16 protein-coding genes are annotated in these 18,645 nt (G+C 52.9%); 13 read left to right on the plus strand and 3 right to left on the minus strand.

The features are described from left to right. Positions 1–126 precede the first annotated feature (126 nt). The 8 genes from FHS19_RS11915 (at position 127) to FHS19_RS11950 (ending at position 9,261) form a co-directional block, all read left to right on the plus strand. A complete protein-coding gene (locus tag FHS19_RS11915; protein WP_183582038.1) occupies positions 127–1,101 on the plus strand; it encodes a Gfo/Idh/MocA family protein in 975 nt (324 codons plus the stop codon). A 434-nt stretch (positions 1,102–1,535) separates the two neighbouring features. Continuing rightward, on the plus strand, positions 1,536–2,477 hold the full coding sequence (locus FHS19_RS11920) for an ArsR/SmtB family transcription factor (protein ID WP_183582039.1): 942 nt from the start codon (positions 1,536–1,538) through the stop codon (positions 2,475–2,477). Between the two features lie 296 nt (positions 2,478–2,773). Then, complete coding sequence (locus FHS19_RS11925; protein WP_183582040.1) at positions 2,774–4,129, plus strand: ABC transporter substrate-binding protein; 1,356 nt, start codon at positions 2,774–2,776, stop codon at positions 4,127–4,129. A gap of 83 nt (positions 4,130–4,212) precedes the next feature. Further along, complete coding sequence (locus tag FHS19_RS11930) at positions 4,213–5,094, plus strand: carbohydrate ABC transporter permease (RefSeq protein WP_076171002.1); 882 nt, start codon at positions 4,213–4,215, stop codon at positions 5,092–5,094. 3 nt (positions 5,095–5,097) lie between these two features. After that, complete coding sequence (locus tag FHS19_RS11935; protein ID WP_183582041.1) at positions 5,098–5,904, plus strand: carbohydrate ABC transporter permease; 807 nt, start codon at positions 5,098–5,100, stop codon at positions 5,902–5,904. Then, positions 5,901–6,920 (plus strand): hypothetical protein, encoded by a 1,020-nt coding sequence (locus tag FHS19_RS11940; RefSeq protein WP_183582042.1) that lies wholly within the window; start codon positions 5,901–5,903, stop codon positions 6,918–6,920. The genes FHS19_RS11935 and FHS19_RS11940 overlap by 4 nt, the downstream gene beginning before the upstream one ends. 29 nt (positions 6,921–6,949) lie before the next feature. After that, a complete protein-coding gene (locus FHS19_RS11945) occupies positions 6,950–8,701 on the plus strand; it encodes a glycoside hydrolase family 2 protein (RefSeq protein ID WP_183582043.1) in 1,752 nt (583 codons plus the stop codon). 245 nt (positions 8,702–8,946) lie between these two features. Continuing rightward, positions 8,947–9,261: a hypothetical protein gene (locus tag FHS19_RS11950; protein ID WP_183582044.1), complete on the plus strand. Its 315-nt coding sequence runs from the start codon at positions 8,947–8,949 to the stop codon at positions 9,259–9,261. An 85-nt stretch (positions 9,262–9,346) separates the two neighbouring features. On the opposite strand, the gene FHS19_RS11955 is transcribed toward FHS19_RS11950, so the two are convergent. Then, positions 9,347–10,285 (minus strand): aldo/keto reductase, encoded by a 939-nt coding sequence (locus FHS19_RS11955; protein ID WP_183582045.1) that lies wholly within the window; start codon positions 10,283–10,285, stop codon positions 9,347–9,349. A gap of 40 nt (positions 10,286–10,325) precedes the next feature. Beyond that, positions 10,326–11,324 (minus strand): Gfo/Idh/MocA family protein, encoded by a 999-nt coding sequence (locus tag FHS19_RS11960; protein WP_183582046.1) that lies wholly within the window; start codon positions 11,322–11,324, stop codon positions 10,326–10,328. Between the two features lie 128 nt (positions 11,325–11,452). On the opposite strand from FHS19_RS11960, the gene FHS19_RS11965 reads away from it, so the two are divergent. Continuing rightward, positions 11,453–12,292 carry a helix-turn-helix transcriptional regulator gene (locus FHS19_RS11965; RefSeq protein ID WP_183582047.1) on the plus strand — a complete coding sequence of 280 codons (840 nt, stop codon included), beginning with the start codon at positions 11,453–11,455 and terminating at the stop codon, positions 12,290–12,292. A 235-nt stretch (positions 12,293–12,527) separates the two neighbouring features. On the opposite strand, the gene FHS19_RS11970 is transcribed toward FHS19_RS11965, so the two are convergent. Next, positions 12,528–13,565, minus strand: coding sequence for a LacI family DNA-binding transcriptional regulator (locus FHS19_RS11970; RefSeq protein WP_183582048.1), 1,038 nt, complete (start codon positions 13,563–13,565; stop codon positions 12,528–12,530). Between the two features lie 321 nt (positions 13,566–13,886). Here FHS19_RS11970 and FHS19_RS11975 point away from each other — a divergent pair, with 321 nt between their 5' ends. The 4 genes from FHS19_RS11975 to FHS19_RS11990 are packed head-to-tail and all read left to right on the plus strand — an operon-like array spanning position 13,887 to position 18,611. After that, the gene (locus FHS19_RS11975; protein WP_183582049.1) at positions 13,887–15,200 is read left to right on the plus strand and encodes an ABC transporter substrate-binding protein; all 1,314 of its coding nucleotides are present in this window, start codon (positions 13,887–13,889) and stop codon (positions 15,198–15,200) included. 14 nt (positions 15,201–15,214) lie between these two features. Next, complete coding sequence (locus FHS19_RS11980) at positions 15,215–16,090, plus strand: carbohydrate ABC transporter permease (protein ID WP_183582050.1); 876 nt, start codon at positions 15,215–15,217, stop codon at positions 16,088–16,090. Further along, positions 16,077–16,916 (plus strand): carbohydrate ABC transporter permease, encoded by an 840-nt coding sequence (locus tag FHS19_RS11985; protein WP_183582051.1) that lies wholly within the window; start codon positions 16,077–16,079, stop codon positions 16,914–16,916. The genes FHS19_RS11980 and FHS19_RS11985 overlap by 14 nt, the downstream gene beginning before the upstream one ends. A gap of 33 nt (positions 16,917–16,949) precedes the next feature. After that, positions 16,950–18,611 (plus strand): alpha-glucosidase, encoded by a 1,662-nt coding sequence (locus FHS19_RS11990; protein WP_246426546.1) that lies wholly within the window; start codon positions 16,950–16,952, stop codon positions 18,609–18,611. Positions 18,612–18,645 lie beyond the last annotated feature (34 nt).

Below are 18,645 nucleotides of genomic sequence, written 5' to 3' on the forward strand. Positions count from 1 at the left end.
ACGGGGCCTTTGCACTTCCTTTTTCGCCGGAGATGCAAGGACAATATTCGAAATTGTGGTTGTCTAGCACCAGGAGCAAAAGCTCCTATTGCGTGTACCTTGAAAAACAGTATGTAAGGAGGTCCCATGATGGTTCGTGTTGGTTTGGTCGGGGCAGGCGGAATCGCCTCCGAGCATTTGAAGCATATTGACGATCATGAACAGGCAGAGCTGGTCGCCGTGTGCGATATTTCCGCGAAGCAGGCGGAGCTAGCCGTAAAACGGTATGGAGGCGTCGCCTACACGGATATCCGGCGGATGCTGGCGAACGAGCAGCTGGATGCTCTTTTTGTGTGCGTCCCTCCCTTTGCCCATGGCGATATTGAAGAGCAGGCGGCGGGAAGAGGCATTCATCTGCTGGTGGAAAAGCCGCTGGGGCTGGATATGGGCACCGTGCGGCAAAAAGCGGACTTTATCCGGAAAACGGGCGTCATGACGGCCACAGGCTACTGCCTAAGGTACATGGAGCCAGTACAGAAGGCGAAACAGTACCTGGCCGGTAAAGAAATCGCCATGGTGCGGGCCCATAGGTTCGGCGGGTTGCCGGATACCCCCTGGTGGGTGGACCATGCCAAGTCGGGCGGGCAGCTGGTGGAGCAGACGACCCATAATGTGGATCTTATGCTGTATCTGGCCGGAACAGTCCACAAGGTCAGTGCCGACATGGCCCTGCTGCTGAACAGGGACGTTCCCGGGATTACGACGCCGGATGCCGCTTCGGTTAACCTGGTGTTCGATTCGGGCGCAATCGGTCACATTGACACCGGTTTTTTACCGCAACCGGACAGCCGTTCCTCCCTGGAGATCATTGGAAGGGATTTCAGATTGACGCTGGAAGGGACGTCGCTTACCATTCTGGAACCGGAGCAGACGATCATTCTTCGCGGCAAATCCGATTTTTACAAGGTCCAGGACGACGCTTTCATTCGGGCTGTGGCTACCGGAGACCAGAGCTTGATTCTGGCGCCGTATGAGGCTGCCATGCACACGCTGGAAGTAACGCTGGCTGCCAACAAATCGGCACAAAACGGATTGCCGGTGACTCTAAGCAAGAAGGAATAATGTAGATACCCTCCAGGAGCCTGCGGGCTCCTTTTTTGCGTGCCCGGATGGCCGTAGGCAGTGTATAAACATAACGACACCGTGCATAAACACGCCCTTTTCCATAATCAGGATATGACGGAGTATTCCAGAATAGAATCTGGTAAAGCGCTTTCGGTCTATCAATTTGGATTTTTTGGATTCAGTGATTGTATACGTCAATTCGATGAAGGAAACGGTCACGGTAAAGCCAATTTGTATCATTATTACGATGGCGACAGCGCCTTCTAAATGAAAAAAATTTCCGGACCGAGGGCTCCGGTCTCGATCATGAAGCGGGATTCCGGATCTTCCCTAGTTCTTGTTTTCTTGTGAAGATCTTGCTTCTGCTGTCCCAAACAAGGTAAACTCAAACTTAGGCATAAAAAGAGCTGGAACAAGAAGGAAGGATTAGCATGTTGGATCTGAATGTGAATGAGCCGGATCAGCTGGTTCAGGTTGCCCATGCATTGTCCACCCGGGCGAGGGTGGATATGCTCAAACTGCTCTACACGCGGAGCATGAATATTATCGAAATTTCGGAAGCACTCAAGCTGCCGGTGTCGACAGTCGCGAACAACGTCAAAATTTTGGAGGCAGCCAAGCTGCTGACAACGGAGCTGCTGCCCGCGGCCCGGGGGGCGATGAAGGTATGCACCCGCAGCTATGATGACATCCATATCAGTCTCAACCCGGCGATCCAATCGACCAAGGAAAATTACGGCGTGTATGAGGTCGAGATCCCGATCGGAGTGTACAGCGATTGCGAAGTGTACCCGACCTGCGGCATGGCGAGCGGCAGCGAAATGATCATCCGGGAAGACGAGCCGGCGAGCTTCTATCATCCGAAGCATATCGATGCGCAGATCATCTGGTTCCGCAAAGGGTACTTGGAGTACATTTTGCCGCTGGAGCTTCCGCAAAACGTCAGAATCAAATCGTTGGAGCTGTCCATGGAACTCTGCTCGGAGGCGCCCAACTTCGATAACGACTGGCCTTCGGATATATCGGTCTGGGTGAACGGGCTTGAGATCGGGATGTGGACGAGCCCGGGGGATTTCGGCGACCGCCGCGGCAGGCTTAACCCCTCCTGGTGGCTCGATTGGACAACGCAGTACGGCCTCTTGAAAACATGGCGGGTCGAAGAGGACCGGACGACGCTGGATATGAAAAAAGTATCGGATGTCGGCATCAGCGATCTTCAGCTTGAAGGGCGGCCGAATTTGCGCCTGCGGATCGGTGTTGACCCGAATGCGGTCCATAAAGGCGGGGTGAACATCTTCGGTCGGCAGTTCGGCGATTATGAGCAGGACATCAAGATGCGGATTCAATATGTTCCCATAACAGAGGAAGCGTAAAACCATTGTTACAATAAATTTGTAACAATGGTTTTTTTGTGGCTGTCACCGGAACTGCAGATGTAGACGGGAAAAGGCAATGGATAAAGGAAATCTTTTTGATAACAAGGTGGTGATAGCAACTTTATAAGCTCGTTCATAAATAAAGGTCAAAATTATATTACAAAAAAATGAAATGAATGCGTTGACAAAATGGAGGTTTAGCCGTAATATAGCCCCATAAGAACAATAAAATTGTAATAAAACAATAACATTGTTCTTTAGAACGACTATGGTGACGAAAATGGGGGGTACGTATGAGAAGAAAATTCAGCTTCATGTGGATCACATTGCTGTCTTTGACCTTATTGCTCAGCGCCTGCGGCAGTGGCGGCAGCAGCGGAAATAGCGGTTCGGACAGCGCAGGCGGGGATGCGTCCGGCGGTACGAATGAAAGCGCTTCAAACGATACGGGCGGCAGCAGCGGCGAGAAAGTGAATCTTTCCTTCTGGACGCTGTTTGACGGCGGAGACGGTGACAACATGCAGGCGATGGTGGACCAGTTCAATAAAGAGCATCCGGATATTCAGGTGAAAAATACGAAGCTCGTATGGGGCGAGTATTATACGAAGCTGATCACGGCGGTTGGCGCAGGCAACGGTCCGGATGTGGGCATCTCCCATATTTCCCGTCTTCCCGACCTGATCAACCAGGGGGTTGCAACCGAGCTGGACGATTCGGCGAAGGATGCAAACATCGACTGGAGCACGTTTAACCAGAACATTCTGGAAGCTTCCATATACGATGACAAGCATTATGCCGTTCCGATCGATACGCATCCGTTCATAATGTACTACAATAAAAAGCTGCTTAAAGACGCAGGGCTGCTCGGCGAAGACGGCAAGCCGGTTCTGGAGCAGTCGGGCGAGGGATTCATCAAGTTTCTGACGACGTTGAAGGAGAAGCTTCCGAAAGGCAAATACCCATTTGCGCTCTCAAGCTCCAACGACGATCCATTCCGCTTCTGGTGGGCTCTTTATTCGCAGCAGGGCGGCAATGACGTCGTATCCGACGACCTGAAATCAGCAGACATCGACAAGGACAAGGCCGTCAAAGCCGCGGATTATATCAAGGACTTATACCATAAATACAATTTCATCAAGCTGAACGACCCGGACTTCTATAAAACGTTCCAAAGCGGGAATGCGGCGATCATGATGACCGGCGTGTGGGCGACAGGAACGTGGGAGAACACCAAAGGTCTGGAATTCGGCGCCATGCCGATCCCTAAAGTTTTCGACCAGGAAGCGACATGGGGCGATTCGCATACGATCATTCTGCCGGCAACCAGCAGTGAAGATCCGGAGAAGCGCAAAGCCGCGCTGATTTTCGCCAACTGGATTGCCGACCACGGAGAGATTTGGGCGAAAGCGGGCCATATCCCTTCGAAGCCGGCCGTATTCGACAAGCCGGAATTCAAAGAAATGCCGTACCGGAGCGATTACGTCTCGGTGGCAAGCACGGTTAAATTCAACAAGCATTCTGACAAGAACTGGCAGATCCGCGATAACGCGCTCTTTAAATATTTGAATGAAGTATGGTCCAACAAGATGTCGAGCTCGGATGCCGTCGACAAAATGCAGACGGAGATCGGCAAAGTTTTAAGCGAGTAATCTTGAAGGGTATGATCTATCAGACAGGTTTGGAGCGATGGGCTCCAAACCTGCCTGAGCGATGCGGGAGAGGAAGGTGAGTCATGAAGAAGCTTCGGATCGACTTGCAGGCATTGATTTTTTTACTGCCCTTTCTGATCGTGTATGTGTTGTTTACGATCTGGCCGATGATTAAGGGCGCACAGATGAGCTTTTATAAATGGACCCTGATCCGGAAGATGAAATATGTCGGATGGGACAATTTCCAGCGCATGTTTCATGATGACCAGTTCTGGGCTGCGGTATGGCATTCTACGATATTCGTCTTTCTGACAACGCCGACCATGATCGTGCTGGCCATCGCACTGGCACTTATCGCGAACCGGAAGTCCAAGCTGCAGAAGCTGTACCGCAGCGCGTTTTTTCTGCCGAGCATTCTTTCGGTTTCGGTGGCATCGTATTTGGGATTGTTTATGTTCCAGCCTTATACGGGTTTCATTAACGGGATTCTGCATGGACTCGGCATCCTGGCGGAAGGGAAAGAGATCTTCTGGCTCACCGAGCCGTCGCTGGCCTGGATTGCGGTTGCCGCTCTGACGCTGTGGTGGACGGTAGGGTTCAACTTTATTTTGTATTTGTCCGCCATGCAGGAAATTCCGGACGAAATTTATGAAGCGGCATCGCTGGACGGCGCGGCCAAAGGGCAGATGTTCTGGCGGATCACACTGCCGATGATGAATTCGATCACGCGGATGATTCTGATGCTGCAAATTATCGCTTCTTATAAAGTGTTCATGCAAATCTACATCATTACGGGCGGCGGACCGCTGGATTCGACAAGACCGATCATCCAGTACATTTACCAGAGCGGATTCAAAAAAAATGATCTGGGTTACGCGGCTACGATGTCTTATATGCTGTTTGCGATTTTGCTCGTATTGTCGATTATCCAATATGTCGTTAACAACCGGAAGGAGGCGGCTTAAGGCATGAAATGGGTATACCGGATCGTGTCTGTCATCGCGGCGTGCGTGTTTCTGATCCCGCTGGTCTGGATGCTGGTCGTATCGATCAAACGGGAGGGAATGAAGGTTTCCGGTTTGTTCGACTGGTTTACGCCGCCGTATTCTTTCGAGGTGTATACACAAATTATCAGCGGCACCAAGCTGATGCAATGGGTGTGGAACAGCTTTTTCGTCGCAGGCGTCGTCACAGTTCTCACCGTTCTGGTCGCGGCTATGGCGGCTTATGCGTTGTCTAAAATTCCTTTCCGGTTGAAAGCCATCATGTTCTTTTTCATTTTGGCGGGTCTTCTCGTTCCCGGGGAAGCGACCATCATTCCGCTGTATCAGGTCGCCAAGGACATGCATTTGCTGAATTCGTATCAGGGACTGATCGTCACAGCGCTGGCTTCGCCGATGGCGGTGATCGTGCTTAAAGGATTTTTTGACGGCATCCCGAACGACCTGATTGAGAGCGTCCAGATGGATGGGGGCGGGGTGTGGAAAATATTCGCGGTGATCATGCTGCCGCTGACCCGGCCGGCGCTCGCATCGATGGCGATCCTGACCTTCATCGGCTCGTGGAACAATTTCCTGTGGCCGTTCCTGTCGCTGACGAACGACAAGCTGTTTACGCTGCCGATGGGAATTCCGACCTTGATGAGCCAGTACTCGGAGGATTACGTGAAGCCGATGGTTGTGAACACGCTTTCTTCCATTCCGATCATTATTCTGTTCGTGATCTTTGAGCGGCAAATTATAAAGGGGATCAGCCTGTCGGGGATTAAAGGGTGAGCGGCGCGGCTATAGCCGGAATTGAGCCGAAGCGGCGCGAGCGTGCCATTGATCTGTTCAAAGGACTGCTGATCGTCGGGATGGTGTACTGCCATACGCTGCAATTTTTCAGCGATCCGGCCGTATATCCGTCCATCAACCGCTGGATCGATTTCTTCAACCTCATCACCTTCTCAGGGTTTGTGTTCAGCTTCGGGTATGTATCGCAGCTTGCTTATTACTCCAAGCCGTTTCGCAAAGCCTGCCCGCGGATGCTGGCCGCTGCGCTGAAAACGCTGCTGGCCTTTTATATATCCGGAACGGCGTTCAGGGTGTTTCATGACGGAGCGCCGCTCCATTGGGACACGATTCGGCCGATTATGCTGCTGAAGGATATCCCGGGCTGGTCCGAGTTTCTGGTGTCGTTTACTTATTTGATGGTCCTCGGCTTGGTGCTGTTCGTCCCGCTGCGCTGGGTTTCCGGGCGGAAGTGGCTGGGTTTTCTGACAGCCGGCGTACTGCTTGCTGCAACGTTGTTTCCTTATGATGCGGTTCATGTTCCCCAGCTCGGGTTATTGATCGGCACGAGAGATTTCGCCTCGTTTCCGCCTGTTCAATATTTTCCGTATTACCTGCTGGGGGTCTTGTTCGCCCAATACCGGATTCGCTTCGACTGGCTCGTTCTCGCCGGTTCGTTGCTTGCAACGGGACTGTTTGCGGCAAACTGGCGCTATACCGGGGGGCTTCCCTCACGGTTTCCGCCTTCGCTGTTCTGGATTATCGGTGCCGCATTAATTTTATATGTTTATTACTTGCTGGCCAGGGTGCTGGAGCGTGTTCCGTATGCGTTTGGCTTTCTGGAGTCGATGGGACGGAACGTGCTTATGTATCTGGTGCTCAGCAATTTGCTGATATTTACGGTGAAAAGCAGCCGGCCGGATCTTCTCGTCGGAAGCGGCGGGGGCCTGCTGTACGCGGCTGGATGGCTCGCTGTATGCGGATTTTGCAGCTGGATCGTTACCAAGCGTACGCGCTAAACGTGATTACTTCAAAGGAGTAGAGAGAAATGACAGAGATGCTGCGCGGCGAATATCCTCGCCCACAACTGGTTAGAGCGGATTGGCTCAATCTTAACGGAGTATGGAATTTTGAATTTGATGACGAAGCGGCCGGCGAGAGGGAAAAATGGTACGAACATCCTTCCTTCTCGCGGACCATCCAGGTTCCGTTTTGCTATCAGAGCAAGCTGAGCGGAATTGGAGATCCTTCGTTCCATGATATCGTATGGTACCACCGAACCTTTACGGTGCCAACAGCGTACCAAGGCAAGCGGCTGATTCTGCATTTCGGAGCCGTGGATTATGAATGCAAGGTGTGGGTGAACGGCAGGCTCGCCGCCATTCACGAAGGCGGTCATACGCCGTTTGACGCGGATATTACGGACCTTCTTCAAGAAGCGGACAACTCAATCGTCGTAAAAGCCGTCGATTACAGCCGGGACGCGGCGCTGCCCCGGGGCAAGCAGTTCTGGGAAGAAACATCCGCGGGAATCTTCTATACGCGGACTACGGGGATTTGGCAGACGGTATGGCTCGAACCCGTGCATGACCTCCATATCCGGAGGATTCGTCTGACCCCGGATATCGATACGAATGAAGTGTCCCTGCAAGCTTTCGTTCAGGGCGGGGATAGCCGGGCCAAGCTTCAATTAAAGTCGGTTATCTCTTTCGCGGGGGAGGTCGTTTCCGAAGATTCCTTTTCGGTGAAGGGGAAAGACGAGATGCGCCGCATCCGCCTGCACGATTTTAACGATCATGGCTTGGGACGCTGGTGGTCGCCTGAACGTCCGAATCTGTATGACTTGGAGCTCACACTCCTGGTGGACGGGATAGCGGTGGATACCGTCGCCAGTTACTTCGGCATGCGGAAGATTTCGATTGAGGACGGCGTCGTACTGCTCAATAACCGCCCTTATTATATGAAAATGGTGCTGGACCAGGGATATTTTCCGGATGGCCTTCTGACCGCTCCTTCCGATGAAGCACTGAAAAATGACATCGAACTGACGAAGGAAATGGGATTCAACGGCGCCCGTAAGCATCAAAAGATCGAAGACCCCCGATACCTATACTGGGCGGACCGTTTGGGGCTGCTTGTCTGGGGAGAAATGGCCAACGCTTTCCGGTTCACGGAAACCTATGCCGGGCAGATCACCCGGGAATGGCTGCAGGCGGTGGAGCGGGATTATAATCATCCCTGCATCGTGGCCTGGGTTCCGCTCAATGAAAGCTGGGGCGTAACGAACATTTTGGTGAGCCCCGCCGAGCAGCAGCATGCGCTGGCGCTGTATCACATGACCAAGTCGCTGGATATGTCACGTCCGGTCATCTCCAATGACGGCTGGGAACTGGTAAGGACCGATCTGGTTACGATTCATGATTATGAATGGCGCAAAGAAGTGCTGGCAGACCGCTATTCGACCGTGGAGCAGGCGCTTCAGGCAAAGCCGGGCAACCGCTGGATTCTGGTGCCGGGATATCCTTATGAAGGACAGCCGCTGCTGCTAACCGAATTCGGAGGAATCTCATTTCAGAAGGGGAACCAGGAAGGATGGGGTTACTCTGGGGCGTCGAATGAGGAAGATTTCGAACGGCGTCTCGCCGACGTGGTTCAGGGCGCTCTCGCTTCGCCCGTGCTTCAGGGCTTCTGCTACACGCAGCTGACGGACGTCGAACAGGAAATTAACGGTCTGCTGACGTACGACCGGCAGCCGAAGATTCCGCTGGAGAAGATCCGGGAGATTGTGCAGGGACGTTGATAAAGCCTTTAAGAGGACTGGCTTATATTTAAGTAGAGAGCGAAGAGGGCCCCGTTTCGGGGCTTTCTTTTTTTGTAAATGGTGGCATCGCCTAGTTAATCGGTATAAAGACTGTTATAATATATAAGACAAAGATATGATTGATCAGGATAATGTGGGCCCTTTCTTTGTTTAGAACCATCGCGTGACCAATGGAACCCGAGTCCGAATAAAACCATGGTGATACAGGAAAAGGGGGATGAGAAATGGAAATGAAGCTGATTTTCACAAACAAAGGCAAAAATGCCATCGGGAATTTCGAAAACGATGAGCTGATCGAGGTGTTCTCGAGGTACAGTAAGACACTGATGAAAAAGTACGATCTTGTTGTGTCGGTTCCGTCTGAAGACAATCGCGACATTACGGCCGATGGTACCATCAACGTGCATCTGGCCGATGTCAAATGCGATGTTCAGACGTTCTTCAAGGAACTGGCCAGAGATGTCAAAGTTCCATTAAAGAAACGGCTGGACGCCGGCGAGACGCTGGATGGCGTGTTTAAGACGGAGCTGGTCAAATAAGGCATTAGAATAATCGATAATGAAGAAAAGGGAGCCGGCGGGCTCCCTTTTTTTTTACAGATCCACTTTACGGCTTGCTTATCGCTTAGCGTTCGTCCGAAGTCAGGTCCAGCCAGTCGAGCTCCGCACGGCTCAGCTGAATCCGGGAGCCTTCGTCGCAGGAACGCAGCTCTTCGGCCGACTGGGCGCCGATCAGGGCGCAGGTCGGGAACGGCTGGTTCAGCACGTAAGCGAGGGCGATTTGGATGGCGGTGACGCCGCGCTCCGCGCCGAGCTGCTTCGCCCGCTCCAGGCGTTCCCAGTTGGCGTCACTGTAGAACACGCGCACCAGATCGGCGTTGTCGCGGACTTCCGGCGTAAACCGGCCGGTGAAGAACCCTCTCGCCTGCGAAGACCAGGAGAAGAGCGGGAACTGCTCGGCTTCGTGCCAGGCGCAGGTCTCGGCGTCGGCCGAGACGCAGCCTTTCCAGAACGGCTCGTTCGGCTTGGCGAGGCTGAGGTTCGGGCTGCTGAAGGTAAAGCCGGTCAAGCCTTTCTCGGCGGCGTAATCGTTGGCTTCCTTGATGCGCTCCCACGTCCAGTTGGAACAGCCGATCGCGCCGACGGTGCCTGACTTGACATACTCGTTCAAAATTTCGATCACTTCGCCGGCAGGAACGTTCGGATCGTCCCGGTGCAGCGCGTACAGATCGATAAAATCGGTCTGCAGCCGCTTCAGGCTGGTCGTAATATCGTGCCGGATCGCTTCCTTGTTGACGCGGGGACCGTTTTGATCGTGGTGGGCGCCCTTGGTCAGAATGACGATCTGATCCCGGTTGCCCCGCTCCTTCATGTAACGGCCCAGCACTTCTTCGCTTTCCCCGCCGCAGTAGATGTGGGCGGAGTCGACGGAATTGCCGCCGATGGCAAGATACGCATCCATGTTGGCCGCAGCTTTATCGTACGAATTGTGGTAGAAGTAATCTGTGCCTTTCATCAAACGGGAAACCTTTTTATCCAGACCTTTGACCGAAATGTATTCCATGGATTATACCCTCCTAAGCTATGATGGTTTTTATGGTTCGTTACAGCGCAACCCGGGTATGCTCGCGTGCAGACAGCAAGCATGCGTCGATCACTTTCATATTGTGAATCGCATCATCGGGCTGGAACTGCAGCGACGTCTTGTTGATGATGGCGCGGGCGAGATGGTCGGCCTGCAGGCTGTATGCGTTTACATGAGGAACCTCGATTTCGCTCCGCTCTCCGCGTACGGTCAAGTAGAAGTTGCCGCTGCCCGGCGTCGGCGTGACGTAGGCTGAAGGCACCTCGATGATGCCGTCCGTGCCGAGGATTTCCAGCGGATTGCGCGATGCGGCCCACATGGCACAGTCGAAGGTCAGCGCGACGGAGCCTTCGAATTCGATGAGACCGGAGGCCATCATATCGACATCGTCATGCTCCGGCGAGAAGAAGGCGTTCACCGTGACGGCGGTCGGTTCTTTGCCGAGCAGCAGCCGTGCGGCGTTGATCGGATAGCATCCGACGTCGTAGATCGAGCCGCCGCCCCAGTCCTTGCGATAGCGGACGTTGGTGGTGTCGCGGGCATTGTTAAATGTAAAGGCGCTGCGGATGCCGCGGATGTCGCCGATTTGGCCCGATTCGATAATCTGCTTGATCTTCTCGTAGCGCGGGTGGTAACGGTACATGAAGGCTTCGGACAAGTACACGCCCGCATTGGCCGCAGCTTCAGCCATTTCGGCCGCTTCACTTTCGGTCAGGGCCAGCGGCTTCTCGCACAGGATATGCTTGCCGGCTGCGGCCGCGCGGATCGTCCATTCTTTATGAAGATGATTCGGCAGCGGAATGTATACAACGTCGATGGACGGATCCTCTAGCAGCGCCTCGTAACTGCCGTAAGCGACCGGGATATTCAGATCCGCCGCCGTCTGCTTGGCTTTTTCCTCGTTCCGGCTGGCGATGGCGGCGACTTCATTCAGCTCGGACTGCTGCACTCCGGGAATGACCGAGCGCTTGGCGATGCCCGCGCAGCCCAGTACGCCCCATTTCAATTTCTGGCTCATGTTCGTGTATCATCTCCTTAAGAAGCTTATTTATGATTATATTGCGATTATAGAAGATTGTATTTAAAATTAATATAATACGATTTTGCAATACGTTATAACAATATTGTCATTTGGGGTGAGGACAGGTGAAGCGGCAAAGCCATTTGCTGACCCTTCCGTCGATGCCGTTTTTCTGTTTTCCCGAATCGGTCGGCTTTTACCGGAACGATCCGGGTCACAGTGTAATCCGGGAGGCAGGGGCCTTGAACAATTTCAACATTCATTATGTGGCGGCAGGCAGAGGGTACGTGGAAGTGGAGGATGTGGTCCATGAGCTGGGGCCGGGGGAAGCGGTGCTGTATTTTCCCATGCAGCGCCAGCGGTACTACAGTAGCAAGGAAGACCCATGGGATATCCGCTGGTTTCACTTCTACGGGAGCGGTCTGCAGGATTATTTGATCGAGCGCGGTCTGCATCACAGCCTGTTATGGACGATCCGCCAATCGGCTTCGTTCGAGCAGGCGCACGAAAACCTGCTGCAGGAAGCGGAAGAGCACCGGATGCTCCACCCGGTCCGCCTCTCGACGCTGACTTACGCGCTGCTGGCTGAATTTATCGAGCATGCCACCCCGTTGTCTCCGGTCAAATCGAACAACTCGGGCAGCCGGATCCTGGAGCTGCTGCCGGTCATGCAGCAGGAGGCGGTCAAGCCGTTCATCCTGGAGGATTGGGCGGGCAGGCTCGGCATTTCCACCTACTACTTCTGCAAGCTGTTCCGCGGCGTGACCGAGATGACGCCGATGGAGTTCATCACCCGCTGCCGCCTGCAGATGGCGAAGCAGTGGCTGCTCGAGCGAAAGAGTGCGACGATCGGGCAGATCGCCGAGGACGCAGGTTATCCGAGCGTGAGTTATTTCAACAAGCGCTTTATGGAGCATGAGGGGATGACGCCCTCGGCTTACCGGCGATTATACGGCGGGGCGTAAAACGTGACGGATCGGGATGCGATCCGTGTGGATAACATCTGTCCCATTATTAAGATTCTTCCTGTCAACTGATCGAATGGCACAATTACTCCTGCACTTTTAAAAAGTACAGCAATAAAGCCGGTCCCTCGCTAATGGAGGGACCGGCTTTATTGCTTGTATCATTTCAGTTCTTTGTCTGTCTATTTACGATTATTTCCCGTTCCTGTCCGCTGTTTCAGGGTCCTCCAGCTTGTCAATCCTTCTCCATGCCGGCGCTGGGCGCTGGGCCGCTGGATCCCCGCTTCAGCAGTTTGGTGGGCAAGAGCAGTTCGGTATACGGATGCTCGGGATGATCCATCCGCCAGAACAGCTGCTCCACGGCCTTGCGTCCATACAGCTTCAGGTCTACATCCATCGTCGTCATTTGAGGCGTGGACACCTGGGACAAATAACCGTTGTCGAAGCTGACGACGGAGACGTCCTCCGGTACACGGTAACCCGATTGCTGCAGGGCCGAATTCAGGTAAAAGCCAAGACCGTCATTGACGCAGAACCAAGCCGTCGGCAGCTGTGGCAGCGTTTTTATTTTTTGCGAGATGTAATCGATGTTTTCCACGGCATCTTTGATCACCCATGGCTCGTGGATCTCCAGCCCGAAATCGTTCATCGCCAGTACGTATCCTTCCCAGCGCTCGTAATAACTTGGCGAAAACGAAGTGTTGGCCATCAGGCCGATCTTCCGATGTCCCAGCTCTGTCAAGTGACGGACGGCCTCATAAGCACTGAACCGGTTATTGGTTAAAATGGAGTCAGCATGAATAGAGGGATGATGATGGTCGATGAGGACTGTCGGTATACCCATGTTTGTAATGGTGTTGATATAGTCTGTTGTAATGTGAGACAGAATGAGAATGCCGTCTACGGATTGATTGAGCAGAAACGAAGGGAGGGCCAGCTTATCTGCCGACTGCTTGCTGACCGATTGGATCAGAAGATTTTTCCCTCTGTGTACCGTTTCCCGTTCGATGCTTAAATAAATTTCACCAAAGAAGCTTTTCATCGAAAAGGCAAAATCAGAAGCGATCAGCGCAATATTTCCGGTCTGTTCCAACTCGCCGGAGCGGCGCTTACGATTTTGGGAATACACGTATCCCATCCGGTGTGCCGTCTCAAGGATCAGCTTCCGTGTATCTTCGCTGACCCCGTCTTTTCCCGACAGCGCCTGGGACACGGAATTCTTCGATATATTCAGCTGCTCCGCAATATCCTGCATGGTTACTTTATCCTTCATATGACACCTCAATCTTTGTTTTGCCTGCATAATTGGAGCTCTTTATAGGAAACTAGAAAGAAGCCTGCATTTCAATGGATCACATTACAATAAATTGTAACGTTACAAGTTGTATAAGTAAAGAGCCTATATTTAAAAACATTATTCTGTCTTTAATAAAGTGTTGACAAGGAATTTGTAATGCACAATAATAGGGTTACACAAACGCTTACAAAATACTATGTAATCTTAGTTTGTAACGTTACAAAATAATGTTTCGAGTCTTTTGGAAATGATGGTTTCTATCTATCGAGACAATTTTTTGAGGAGGTCAACGATTCGATGAAAAGAAAAATGCTCGGACTTCTGGCTTTGGTGTTGGTGTTATCCTCCATGCTCGCAGCCTGCGGTTCCAAAAAGCAAAGCGCAACGACGGCCGATGGCGTGACGACCATTGAGTTTTGGGCGGCGGCCAATCCGACGCAGCAAGCCTTCTGGGAGAAGATGGCCAAGGCGTACGAACAGACCAATTCCAAAGTCAAAATCAACGTCAGCGTCATCAAGGAATCTCCAAGCTCTGAAGCCAGCATCCAGGCTGCGATTGCCGGGGGAAGCGCTCCGACCATTTCGGAAAACATCAACCGCGGCTTTGCCGCCCAGCTTGCAAACAGCAAGGCGCTGGTGCCGCTGGATACGCTAAGCGGATTTAACGATATCGTCACCACCCGTCATATGAAAAATACGATTGAACCATGGAAATTCGCCGACGGGCATCAATACGTGCTTCCGATTTACTCCAATGCGATGCTGTTCGGCTGGCGCCTTGACCTGCTGAAGGAACTGGGATACAGCGAGCCGCCTAAAACCTACAGCGAAGCGCTTGAAGTGAACAAAAAGCTGAAGGCGAAATATCCGGACAAATACTTCTGGGCCAAAGCGGACCTCGCCGATCCCACGGCATGGAAGAGATGGTTTGACTTCTTTATGCTGTATAACGCGGCTTCCGGCGGCAATAAATTCATTGAAGGCGACAAGTTCGTCGGGGATGAGAAGGCCGGCGTCGAAACGCTGAAATTTGTTGACGATCTCCGCAAGGACAAGGGCATTCTGGCGCAAAACGTACAGGATCCGTTCGAAACCGGAACAAGCCTGTTTATCGATCTCGGTCCTTGGACCTTTACGAACTGGGCCGAGAAGTTCCCGGACATGAAATACAACCAGAACTACACGCTGAGCATGCCTCCGGTACCTGACGGCGTGGATCCGAAAGATTCCAAAACGTTTGCCGATACGAAAGGGCTTGTGATCTACGCGTCGGCCACCAAGGAGCAGCAGCAAGCGGCGATGGATTTTGTGAAGTGGGTCTATTCGGATGCGAAAAACGACGCCCAGTGGTTTGACGAAACGAAGCTGCCGCCGGCTCGCGACGACCTGACCACCAACGAATCCTTCAAGGTGATTTTGGACAAAAACCCGGAACTGAAGCCTTATGCCGAAAATGTGCCGAATGCGGTGCCGCCGATGGATAATCCGAAATATAACGACCTGCAGACCTTTATTGGACAAGAAGCCTGGAACAAGGTCGTCCGCGGGGAAATCGATCCGGCAGCCGGATGGGCGAACATGAAGAAAGCCATTGAAGGGGAACTTCAATAAAAGGAGTCTTCTAAATGAAAGAAAACAATAACCGGTTGGGCTGGCTGTTCGCCAGCCCCTACCTGATTTACTCTCTTGTATTTTTCCTGATTCCGCTCATTTGGTCTTTTTATTTGTCTTTTACGAACTGGGACCTGATCGCTCCCGAATATGACTTTGTCGGTTTTGACAATTTTGCCAAGGCGCTCAAATCGCCCGGTGTACACGCCGCGTTCTGGGTGACATACAAATTCATGATGGTGTTTGTGCCACTGGTGATCGTGCTGTCGCTTGTCGTTTCGATTCTGGTGCATAGTCTTCCGCGTTTGAAAAGCTTGTTTCTCATCGGCTTTTTTTTGCCGTACCTGTCTTCGGGCGTCGTGTCGGCGCTGATTGTGAAAGGTTTGCTGTCTTTCAACAGCCCGGTCAACACGGCGCTGCGCAAAATCGGCATTAACATCGACTGGCTGGGGACTTCCTGGTCGGCACTCCTGATCGTCGGCATGATTATGGCTTGGAAATTTACCGGGTACTACGCGCTCATTCTGACGTCGGGCCTGGAAAGCATAGATCACGAAGTGTACGAGGCAGCTGCCATTGACGGAGTTACCGGCCGGCAGCGCTTCTGGAAAATTACGCTTCCGCTGCTGTACCCCGCGCTCTATACGACGCTCATTCTCGCTTTCGGCGTTACATTCGGCATCTTCACCGAGGTGTACCAGCTGACAGGCGGCGGTCCGAACAACGCCACCAACACGTGGCAGATGGAAATTTACAGCCAGGCGTTCAAAAATCTGCAGGCCGGTTATGCGTCCGCGGTGGCGCTGCTCGCCTCGGTAGCTACCTTTATTTCGATCTTTATCATCCGGAAACTGCTAGAAAAGTGGGGTGCGCGAAATGGTTGGGTCTAAACGCAGCCGCAAGTCCAGTCTGGCCATCCGGTATATCATCGCAGGAATATTGCTGCTCGTGATGGTGTATCCGTATTTATACATGGTGCTGAATTCGTTTGCCGACTGGACGCAGGTGGATCGAAAGCTGATTCCGAGTTCGTATACGCTGAAGTCATACACCTGGCTGTTTACAGGCGGGGAGACGGGAATCACCCGCCCATGGCTGGGCGCTTTTGTTAACAGTATCATCGTGTCTCTGCTCTCGACCTTCCTCATGATGATGTTCGGGGTGATGGTCGCTTATGCCCTTTCGAAGCTGAAATGGCGCGGCAGGGATACCGTCAACAACTTCATTTTGTTCCATATGTTTTTTCCGGCCATTATTCTGCTGATTCCGAGCTTTCTGATCATTCAGAAGCTGGGCTGGTACGACACCTACTGGGCGCTGATCATTCCGAAAGGGGTCAGCCTGTGGGCGATTTTCATGTATACCAACTTCTTCAAGGCGGTTCCGACCGTGTTTATTGAAGCGGCCAAGCTGGATGGGGCGAGGGATTTTCAAATTTTGTACAAAATCATGATGCCGATGTCCAAGTCCATCACCAGCGTCGTCTTTCTGTTCCTGCTGATGGAGCGCTGGACCGAGCTGCTGTGGGATATGATCATGGTCCGCAGTGACGGCATGCTGACGCTAAACGTCCTGCTCTCGCAGATGTTCGGTCCGTACGGATCGTATCCGGGTCCGCTGTACGCGGGATCGGTGCTGCTGTCCCTGCCGATCATCATCTTGTTTATCATCTTCGGCAAGAACTTCCAGAAGGGCATGCAGGTCAGCTTGAAATAAGCCCCGATGCGTGGAAGGAAGGAGTGGATAGATATGGGAGAGAGCCAGGCAGCTGCAGAAACGCCCTGGTGGAAAAGCAGCGTTTTTTATGAGATCTACATGCCGAGCTTTTGTGACGGAAACGGAGATGGCACCGGCGATTTCCAGGGGTTGACCTCCAAGCTGGATTACTTGCGGGACCTGGGAATCGGGGGCATCTGGCTGACGCCGTTTTATCCTTCGCCGCGAGTAGATAACGGGTATGACATTTCCGATTATTACGGGGTTGACCCCGTATTCGGGACGCTGGCTGACTTTGACCGTTTCGTCCAGGAAGCCCACCGCCGCGGCATTCGCGTGATTGCGGATCTGGTGCTGAATCATACGTCCGCGGAGCATTCCTGGTTCATAGAGTCCCGCTCATCGCGGACGAGTCCCAAGCGGGATTGGTATATCTGGAAGGATGCCGTGGACGGCGGTACACCGAACAATTGGGAGTCCTTTTTCGGAGGGTCGGCATGGGAATGGGATGAGGCGACCGGACAGTATTATTACCATGCTTTCGCCAGAGAGCAGGTGGATCTCAACTGGGCGAATCCCGAGGTCAGGGAGGCGATGAAGGAAGTGATGTCGTTTTGGCTCGGCCGGGGGATTGACGGATTCCGGCTGGACGTCATTAATTTCCTAAAGGTATCCGGGCAGTTTCAGGGGAACCCGGTTACGGCGGCCGGTGGACAGGATCACCGGTTCGACCAAAACCAGGAAGGCATTTTGGAGGCCATCCGAGATATTTGCGAATTCGCCCGGTCTCAGAACAAAGAAGTGTTTATGGTGGGCGAAGTCGGTTCCGAGGATATGGAGGTGCTGCGCCGGTACAGCGGCGGAGAGCTGCTGGACGTGGTATTTAATTTTAACCTGGGCAGCTGCAAGGAATTGATAGTCAAGAAGCTGTTTGCTGAACTTGTTCGGATGGAGGAGCATCACCGGCCGGAACAGATGCCGACGCTCTTCTTCAGCAGCCATGACATGCCGCGCCATTATACCCGCTTTTCCTCCGGAAAGGATTCAATGGACATCTGCACCGCCAAGCTGATGGCGGCATTGATGCTGACGGCCAAAGGCGTTCCCTTCATCTATTACGGTGATGAAATCGGCATGCGGGACTTCGTCCCGGAGGACATCGGGCAAATGCGCGATATTCAGGGGCTGACCGCATACCGGATGGCAGTGGAATCGGGGATGCCGGAGGACGATGCCCTTGCCGCCGCGATATCACGAAGCCGGGATCACTCCAGAACGCCGATGCAGTGGGACGCGAGCCGTTACGCCGGATTTTCACAGCACGAGTCGTGGATACCCTTCGGTCCGTCGTTCCGGGAAGTTCACGTTCAGAAGCAATGGGGGGACGCGCAATCACTGCTGGAATTTTACCGCTCCCTCATCCGGCTGCGCGGCAGGCATAAAGCGCTCCAAACCGGGAAGTACAACTTTCTGAGGCTGATAGGGGAGTGTGTTTGGTACGGCCGGCAATCGGAGGAGGAAGAGATGTGGGTTGCGCTGAATTTCGGTAAGCATGCATGCGATCTGAGCGAAATGGGTGCCGACCCTGGCTCTTACCGGCTGCTGCTGACAAGCGGAGGCGAATCCGGGAAAATTGAACGAGACTCCATGGTTGCAGGTCCATACGAGGCTTCGGTCTGGGTTGTCGAACATTGAACCATGTTAATGGAACGGACTTTGAGGACTTAAC

The organism is Paenibacillus rhizosphaerae, from assembly GCF_014192015.1.
In the GTDB taxonomy this organism is placed as follows: Bacteria; Bacillota; Bacilli; order Paenibacillales; family Paenibacillaceae; genus Paenibacillus_AQ; species Paenibacillus_AQ rhizosphaerae.

Excerpts from the sequence above, each read along its gene's own strand:
- FHS19_RS11955 (WP_183582045.1), bottom strand. The coding sequence starts at position 10,285 with ATGGAATACATTTCGGTCAAAGGTCTGGATAAAAAGGTTTCCCGTTTG.
- FHS19_RS11920 (WP_183582039.1), top strand. The coding sequence starts at position 1,536 with ATGTTGGATCTGAATGTGAATGAGCCGGATCAGCTGGTTCAGGTTGCC.
- FHS19_RS11990 (WP_246426546.1), top strand. The coding sequence starts at position 16,950 with ATGGGAGAGAGCCAGGCAGCTGCAGAAACGCCCTGGTGGAAAAGCAGC.
- FHS19_RS11935 (WP_183582041.1), top strand. The coding sequence starts at position 5,098 with ATGAAATGGGTATACCGGATCGTGTCTGTCATCGCGGCGTGCGTGTTT.
- FHS19_RS11930 (WP_076171002.1), top strand. The coding sequence starts at position 4,213 with ATGAAGAAGCTTCGGATCGACTTGCAGGCATTGATTTTTTTACTGCCC.
- FHS19_RS11985 (WP_183582051.1), top strand. The coding sequence starts at position 16,077 with ATGGTTGGGTCTAAACGCAGCCGCAAGTCCAGTCTGGCCATCCGGTAT.
- FHS19_RS11970 (WP_183582048.1), bottom strand. The coding sequence starts at position 13,565 with ATGAAGGATAAAGTAACCATGCAGGATATTGCGGAGCAGCTGAATATA.
- FHS19_RS11975 (WP_183582049.1), top strand. The coding sequence starts at position 13,887 with ATGAAAAGAAAAATGCTCGGACTTCTGGCTTTGGTGTTGGTGTTATCC.
- FHS19_RS11915 (WP_183582038.1), top strand. The coding sequence starts at position 127 with ATGATGGTTCGTGTTGGTTTGGTCGGGGCAGGCGGAATCGCCTCCGAG.
- FHS19_RS11980 (WP_183582050.1), top strand. The coding sequence starts at position 15,215 with ATGAAAGAAAACAATAACCGGTTGGGCTGGCTGTTCGCCAGCCCCTAC.
- FHS19_RS11950 (WP_183582044.1), top strand. The coding sequence starts at position 8,947 with ATGGAAATGAAGCTGATTTTCACAAACAAAGGCAAAAATGCCATCGGG.
- FHS19_RS11925 (WP_183582040.1), top strand. The coding sequence starts at position 2,774 with ATGAGAAGAAAATTCAGCTTCATGTGGATCACATTGCTGTCTTTGACC.
- FHS19_RS11945 (WP_183582043.1), top strand. The coding sequence starts at position 6,950 with ATGACAGAGATGCTGCGCGGCGAATATCCTCGCCCACAACTGGTTAGA.
- FHS19_RS11960 (WP_183582046.1), bottom strand. The coding sequence starts at position 11,324 with ATGAGCCAGAAATTGAAATGGGGCGTACTGGGCTGCGCGGGCATCGCC.